This window comes from Prevotella sp. MGM2, assembly GCF_002933955.1.
Classification (GTDB): Bacteria; Bacteroidota; Bacteroidia; order Bacteroidales; family Bacteroidaceae; genus Alloprevotella.
Window position 1 is genome coordinate 1 of the sequence record NZ_BEWW01000165.1, and the last position, 6,694, is coordinate 6,694.

General features: G+C 37.8%; 8 protein-coding genes and 2 pseudogenes. 2 read left to right on the forward strand and 8 right to left on the reverse strand.

What is annotated here, in order from left to right; all coding sequences use genetic code 11:
• The 6 genes and pseudogenes from rhuM to C5S62_RS03840 form a co-directional block, all read right to left on the reverse strand.
• A pseudogene (gene rhuM / locus C5S62_RS03815) lies at positions 1 to 771 on the reverse strand (RhuM family protein); the annotation flags it as partial.
• Between the two features lie 151 nt (positions 772 to 922).
• Positions 923 to 2,278, reverse strand: a complete 1,356-nt coding sequence (locus tag C5S62_RS03820; RefSeq protein WP_104404129.1) for an ATP-binding protein — start codon at positions 2,276 to 2,278, stop codon at positions 923 to 925.
• Positions 2,279 to 2,385: 107 nt separating this feature from the next.
• Positions 2,386 to 3,165, reverse strand: coding sequence for a toll/interleukin-1 receptor domain-containing protein (locus C5S62_RS03825; RefSeq protein ID WP_073344655.1), 780 nt, complete (start codon positions 3,163 to 3,165; stop codon positions 2,386 to 2,388).
• A gap of 2 nt (positions 3,166 to 3,167) precedes the next feature.
• Positions 3,168 to 4,280 carry a DUF262 domain-containing protein gene (locus C5S62_RS03830; protein ID WP_223301129.1) on the reverse strand — a complete coding sequence of 371 codons (1,113 nt, stop codon included), beginning with the start codon at positions 4,278 to 4,280 and terminating at the stop codon, positions 3,168 to 3,170.
• Between the two features lie 5 nt (positions 4,281 to 4,285).
• The gene (locus tag C5S62_RS03835) at positions 4,286 to 5,335 is read right to left on the reverse strand and encodes an adenine-specific methyltransferase EcoRI family protein (protein WP_057327950.1); all 1,050 of its coding nucleotides are present in this window, start codon (positions 5,333 to 5,335) and stop codon (positions 4,286 to 4,288) included.
• Positions 5,325 to 5,552 carry a helix-turn-helix transcriptional regulator gene (locus C5S62_RS03840; RefSeq protein ID WP_057327949.1) on the reverse strand — a complete coding sequence of 76 codons (228 nt, stop codon included), beginning with the start codon at positions 5,550 to 5,552 and terminating at the stop codon, positions 5,325 to 5,327. Before C5S62_RS03840 ends, C5S62_RS03835 begins: the two co-directional genes overlap by 11 nt.
• Before the next feature lie 134 nt (positions 5,553 to 5,686).
• Between C5S62_RS03840 and C5S62_RS13520 the strand changes: the two genes are divergently transcribed.
• Both C5S62_RS13520 and C5S62_RS03845 read left to right on the forward strand, forming a co-directional pair.
• Positions 5,687 to 5,830, forward strand: a complete 144-nt coding sequence (locus C5S62_RS13520; RefSeq protein WP_154398154.1) for a hypothetical protein — start codon at positions 5,687 to 5,689, stop codon at positions 5,828 to 5,830.
• Between the two features lie 17 nt (positions 5,831 to 5,847).
• A complete protein-coding gene (locus C5S62_RS03845; protein ID WP_366402173.1) occupies positions 5,848 to 6,066 on the forward strand; it encodes a Fic family protein in 219 nt (72 codons plus the stop codon).
• 132 nt (positions 6,067 to 6,198) lie between these two features.
• Here C5S62_RS03845 and C5S62_RS03850 read toward each other — a convergent pair whose 3' ends face one another.
• Positions 6,199 to 6,501, reverse strand: coding sequence for a DUF6506 family protein (locus C5S62_RS03850; protein ID WP_036618105.1), 303 nt, complete (start codon positions 6,499 to 6,501; stop codon positions 6,199 to 6,201).
• Positions 6,502 to 6,575: 74 nt separating this feature from the next.
• A pseudogene (locus C5S62_RS13810) lies at positions 6,576 to 6,694 on the reverse strand (chloramphenicol acetyltransferase); the annotation flags it as partial.

Here is a 6,694-nt window from a genome sequence, read left to right on the forward strand (position 1 = left end):
TTTCCAATGCTTGGAACTCGGCAAAGTCCAAGAAACCGGAAACAAGCAGATTCAGGCGTTGGAGTTCAATCTCAGACAAATAGTTCTTGGCAATCTTTACATCATCCTTAGTTACATAGCTGCCTTTGAAATTAGTCATACCTACAAACAGTTTCTCATTGTCCACACGATTGTATATCACTTCTGCCACAGTATTTTCATGAACGGCATAATGCAACTTGTTTTGTACGGTGGCGAAGAACATCTTTGCCATACTGTCGCGTGGATCATAGTCTGTGGCTGTAGCATATATATATGTTACCTGCTGATAAAAATTGCGTTCACTGCTACGAATATCCCTGATGCGTTGTAACAACTCACGGAAATAGCGGTTGCCGCCCTGTTTCAACCGTTCATCATCCATGGTAAATCCTTTTTGAATATACTCATGAAGCCGCTGGGTTGCCCATCATCGGAAGCGGGTTGCAACCTGAGACTGCACATGATAACCCAAAGCGATAACCATATCAAGGTTGTAGTGCTCCACTTCTCGTTCAACTTTACGAGAACCTTCTGTTTGAACTGTTCGGAATTTCCGAACAGTTGCCTCCTTTACTAACTCGCCATCCTCAAATATATGCTTAATATGCTCACTTACATTTGATTTACTCGTTTGATATATATCCACCAACGATTTTGTGTCAGCCACAAATCTTCATCGGCAAAACGCACCGACACACGAGTAATTTCGTTGTCGTCTTGATAAAGTATTATTTGGTTTTCTTTGCTCATTAGTTGCATTTTTTAGTGTTTTATTGTCAAAATCACATACTTTGTAATAATTTTTTCTCTCCGCTTATTCTTTCAAGTTCATATTGAAAACGTTCCCATTCATTCAAATCCTTATGCCAACTTTCAAATTCATCTAGATCATCCATGTACTTTACTCTATTGTTTTCCAATAACCTTGTTTCCTACCTCCTATACGCTCTAATAATCCAAGTTCCTGAAGGCGTGAAAGGTTATACTTAACACCATCTTCAGTGATGTTGGGAAGGCTTTCACTTATCTCTTTTCGGGTCGCTTCGGGATGCTCTTTTAAAAAAGACAGCATAGCCTGCTGTTGCTCTGTCAGTTTTTGGGTAGTCTTTTGGGTAGTCTTTTGGGTAGTCTTTTGGGTAGTCGCTCTTTCTGGATACTCAAACTTGAATATCGTCCAAATGCCCGAAGCATCGTAACGGAATTCTGGTGTGGAAAATCCGTCATTCTTACAGGCTATAATGATACGTTCAATGCCACGTCCCCATGCTTCAATTTCTCCAGAACGAAAGAATGTATTGGCAATGTCAGGGTTATAGGGAAAACTACGATGAGAAGATAGTAGTGTTTCCACTGTCCAACCGTCTGGCAATACACCACCATTTACAATTTCCAGTTTATTTTCATACACGCGAATTTGTATGGGAGAAGGTTCTGCATAATCCTTGTTAATGCAGGCATTTAACAACGCCTCGCGAAGAGCTTCCCTTGGTATAGGCAATGTTTCTATTCGATGAATACCCTCGTAAGTTACGACGGCTTTCATATATTTGGTGCATAGTAAATCCATTAGTTTTACAATTTGCTGAAACAGGTTGCCATGTACTTCATCTTGATACACCAAATCCATTCCCTCACGGAAGAAGCCCACCTTTACAAAACTTCCGGTCACGTATCGTTCCGGGTCTGGATGGAACAATAAAGCAGCTGCACGTTTTAGGTAATCACCTTCATAAAGTCGAAGTTTTTCTAACAGGCCATGGTTGTCATCCATTAAATCAGCATCTTCCATGCGTTCGCTTCGTTTAGCATATTTGCGAAATAAATCAAAAGTCGCATTGTCCAAATCCTCTGTTTTCAGATAAGGCACTGGTACACCGTCCCAAGTTTTTCCCTGTTTGCGAAGCATAAAACGGTCGAGTGCCGCACCTTTCAACTCTTGGTTGGTGGCTCCGCTCCGCTGGTAATACTTGCCGCGAAAACTGATTGGATAAGGATATGCTTCAGTTACTATTTCCAGATATTGTTTTTTATTATCCTCTTTTTGATTAACATCTACCAGTATACCGAGCATATCACGTACCTTATTGGGAATATCTTCCATCAACTTCTTGGCTTCTTGCACACCGCAGATTTCGCCATTGTCCTTAATGCCGACAAACAGTGTTCCACCTTGTGCATTAGCAAAACCACATATCCATTTCAGATATTCGTCGCGCCAAGATTCTTTGAATTCTATGTTTTGTGATTCGGTTAGCATATGGTTGATTATAAATTAAAAGTTTTTATATATTTATTGAATCAATCTTTGATATTAGAAAAGTATATATTATATATGTTTGAAATAGATACACATTGAGTTTGAGATTAAACAGCTTTAATTTCTTGAAGGAATTTTTCTCGTAATCTACTCCAACTTCTAATAGATGTATTTTGCAGAGAATAGTGTTGTTGTAATTGTTCGTGCAATTCGTCTAGAGCAATGGAGTTATCTATTCTTTCTGCTATTCTTGTATTACATAACCATCCAATACTATCAAAATCCATTTTCGGCAATAGATATAGCTTAACATTATTATCATATGCCCAAACTGCTCCCATTTCATTCAAACAGATTTCACTTGTTTTGTAGTTATTTGATATGAGCAAGAAAGAATAATCTGCATTCTTTATGTTTTGATGAATGTGTTTCCTAATATCTTCTCCATTTTTAATACCCATATCTTCAATAGAAGTACAAAAGATTTGCTCAGGCTTTATACCAACTCCTAATTGTAAGATATCATCAACAAAAAGTTTAATGATTGCTTCATCTTTTGAGGAATGGCTGATGAATATTTTCTTGTGTTTATTATTTGCCAAATCACATCTTGATTGAATTATATTTATTATCGCTATAATACCTCCGAAATCATAAGGATTAATCTGAGATACTCCGACTAATGCAGGTAAATATGCTTGTATATATCGCTCTTCGATAGGTAAATCAGATTTAATGTTTATCGATAGTTTATTAAGTGCATTGTACAAACTCGTCAACTCCTTACATTTAGGACAAAAATTGCATTCCTTATTATTTATAGAATTGCGAATATGCTCTATAATACTTTGACATTCTTCAATAGATTGTTTTATTTGGTTATTCATATTTATTTTCCTCCTTTAATCCTATTACAATTTCTACAAAGCATTTGACAATTCTCTGCCACAGTCGTACCACCATCTTTCCAAGGGGTGATGTGGTCTGCTTCCATTTCTTCCAACTCGAAATGTTTGCCACAATGTACGCAGATTCCTTTCTGCCGTTCGTATGCTTCACGTTTTTGCTTTTTGTCGAATGTTCTGAAACTGAGATCACGTAGATCTTCACTTAATACATAGCGATAGATACCTGATTTCTTCATAATCTCATCGTCCTCCATCAAGTCGTGGATTTGCTTTTCAAGTACATCTGTATCGTAAACGCCCTCACCAAACTCGTCAAACATCGCACCCCAATCCAAACCTTTCATTTCACGACGATATTTAGGGAATGTGGAACGTATCCATGTGATGATTGACACAAAGTAAGCCCATAATTTGTTGGCATTTGGGTCAAACTGATGTTGTGCCATATAATCATCAACCTTTGCGATGCCATCATGACGGGCTGCCCATTTGAGGATAGTTGAAAGATACGCTTGTTCAATGGCACTACCGTTTAGAAAGTCTGCACCGAGTTTATAAGCTGGGCAACCATTCTTTGAAAAGTGACGACGGGCATCTGTCACAAACGGGCCTGTATAGACAGCATTGAGAAGCTCTTGGTCGAGCAGTTTTTCTCCTGCGATATTGATTACTCTGAACCAATCTAATTTATCTTTATCCGTCCCTTCACAGAAATATATTGTCAATTCGTAATTTAGGAACTTATTTTTTTCCTCGTTTGTCAATGTTGAGAAATAGAGTGTGCCACGGTCTTTGTCCTCAATGTTAAAGCCGTGGGTATAGAACTCACAGATAGATAACGTGCGTTGTTGGCCGTCAATCATCTCGTAATTGCCGTCTTCTGCAACACTCCAGTACATGATATTGAGCGGATATCCGCTTAAGATGGTATTAATAACAGCCTGCTGTTGCTTAATATCGTATCGGAACTCACGTTGATAGGGTGGACGGATGTCTAACTTACCGCCATAACCTTTAACGCCTGTCTCGGCGTCATTGCTATAACCTTCAATAAGGTCGGCTATCTTTATGAATTTAGGGGCTATATTCATCATGGTTATTACTTTTTAATTTTGCGAATGATAATACGAGCATAAGGTAAGATTACAATTCCATCTTTTAATATGTATGGTGAATTCATGTTAGCTGTAACATGAGCTTTATTTCCTTGTTGCCTCAATTTGTCAATTGTATCTTGTCCCATTATTTTAAATCCCACAGATCTTATCCAGTCTGTATCGCATGTATTACCGATTATCTCGAATTGATCGGGGTTGTATTTATCCATGAAAGTAATAGGTACTCCCATCTTTCCATCATAATCACATGGAATTTCTGCAGTTTTGGAAATATCTATAGCATCATAATTCTCATATTTAGGGTATTCCTCGGGAGAATACTTTTTATAAAGAATGATATTCTCATGTCTTTTAGGCGTTTCTAAATTTGTGAACCATGTTACTCCAGAAACACGTATCATGCCTTCACGGTGGTCGCCAGCGGTAGCTCTATCCTCATAATGAGAAATGAAATGACCAGCTCCCCCTTTAAAGCCATAGCCAAGCCAAAGTTTATTTTGCTGGATGAGAGGGAATATCTCTTTATACTTGATGGCATTCTGGTGTCCAATAATCAAAAACTTTTTATCATATTCAATGAGTTGTGCTACATATTCTCTGAATAAAGAGAAAGGAGGATTAGTAACAACAATATCCGCTTCTTTTAGAAGTTCAATACACTCTTTGCTTCTAAAATCGCCATCCCCCTTTAATGGCATCACACCTATTTCATCTGCATTGGGAATATGGTCTCCGTTCTTGTCTCCTTCATAAACCAAATATACAGCCTGTTCACTTTTATTTTGACTGAACAAGTCCATGTCTTGATTCTTGTAACAAGTGGTAATCAACTTTTTCAATCCAAGGAACTCAAAGTTGTAGGCAAAGTAGGTGAAGAAATTGCTGACACGTGGGTCATCGCAATTGCACAATACAGTTTTGCCACGAAAATGCTCACGATAATGTTTCAGCTCATTATTTATATCTTCAAGCTGCGTATAGAACTCGTCTTTCTTAGCTTCTTTAGCCTTATTCAGATTCTTATTCGCCATATCGTTCTTCGTTGTTATTTGGATTAATCAGTTTTCGTACATCTACATCCAGTATTTTCGCAATCTTGACAAGCATTTCTAATGATGGTTGTGAAGTATTAGAACACCAACGAGAAATAGTAGCTTCATTCTTTTGGAGTTGTTCTGCTAACCATTTCCCAGTTCTATTTTGTTCAACCAATACTACTTTTATTCTATTTATTCTTTCTGTTTCCACACTTGTTTTATTTTAAAGAATAGCAATAAATTGACTATATCTGCAAATGTAGTGATAATTTCGGAAAAACAAATATGAATTTGAGATAAATATTACTTATGCTTGTTGGGTAACCTAAAGTAACGGCGCAAGGTGTGGAAACTCCTACATGGTCTTCGGATGGAGGTTTCGTTACTATCACGTTCAAGCGACCTGATTTCAAATTCAATATCATAGAGAATGATAAAGAGGACAGAAAGATAACAGAGGAGGGCAAATACCCCCTAAGCATCCCCTAAGTACCCCTCAAGTAGAATTGCTCATTCAAAAAATGGAAGATTCTTACATGACAATGAGGAATATGGCGAATGTATGTGATATTAAAGACTTAAAGTATTTTCGTGAGAGGTATATTACCCCCGCATTGGAAGAAGGATTGATTGAACGGCTTTATCCGAATCAGCCAAAGCACCCCAAACAACAATACCGACTGACAGAAATGGCTAAGGAATGGTTAACAAGTAATGCCAAATAGAATCATTGCTTATGTGTAATATGTAATACAATACCGGCGAAAGAAAAAACAAACTCTCTTTTGGTTTCTTTCGCCAGTATCAATCTTATTATAGTCGAAATACGAACTTAGTTAAATCGCTGAGGATTTTAATTAGAATATGCTATCTCCACTTTGGTGATTAAACGCAGGATGGAGATCAAACCTAACAACTCCAACTAAAGCTCTTCCTTCGACTGCTTTGCTAACACGCGCTACGCCATTGAGACCAAAACCGGCACAAAGTTCAATAGCAGTGATGCCTTCCTTTACCAACTCTTTAGCTACATATTCAGCTTCTTCGTAGTCTTTTACACCCACTACCGTCAGATTAACGACAGGAGAATCGATAAATGCTTTGTGCGTTTTGTAATCATTCTCAGGCGCAATGTAAATAAATGCTGCTTTCGTTGTCATAATATTTTCTTTAAAAGATATTTATCATCTGAATGTTGTTGTTATGAGATGCAAAGATAGCGTTTTCCCTAAACTTATATTCTCAGATTATCAATTTCTTTTTGAATCCCGTCTAAAAAGCGGGAAGCGTGCGCCCCGTCCATTTGCGTGTGGTGGAACTGGAAAGAAACGGTAAGCGTCGTTTTCAGCAGGC

What these genes read in the sequence shown, in the direction of transcription:
- C5S62_RS03820 (WP_104404129.1), bottom strand. Translation starts at nt 2,278, where the DNA reads ATGCTAACCGAATCACAAAACATAGAATTCAAAGAATCTTGGCGCGAC.
- C5S62_RS03825 (WP_073344655.1), bottom strand. Translation starts at nt 3,165, where the DNA reads ATGAATAACCAAATAAAACAATCTATTGAAGAATGTCAAAGTATTATA.
- C5S62_RS03830 (WP_223301129.1), bottom strand. Translation starts at nt 4,280, where the DNA reads ATGATGAATATAGCCCCTAAATTCATAAAGATAGCCGACCTTATTGAA.
- C5S62_RS03835 (WP_057327950.1), bottom strand. Translation starts at nt 5,335, where the DNA reads ATGGCGAATAAGAATCTGAATAAGGCTAAAGAAGCTAAGAAAGACGAG.
- C5S62_RS03850 (WP_036618105.1), bottom strand. Translation starts at nt 6,501, where the DNA reads ATGACAACGAAAGCAGCATTTATTTACATTGCGCCTGAGAATGATTAC.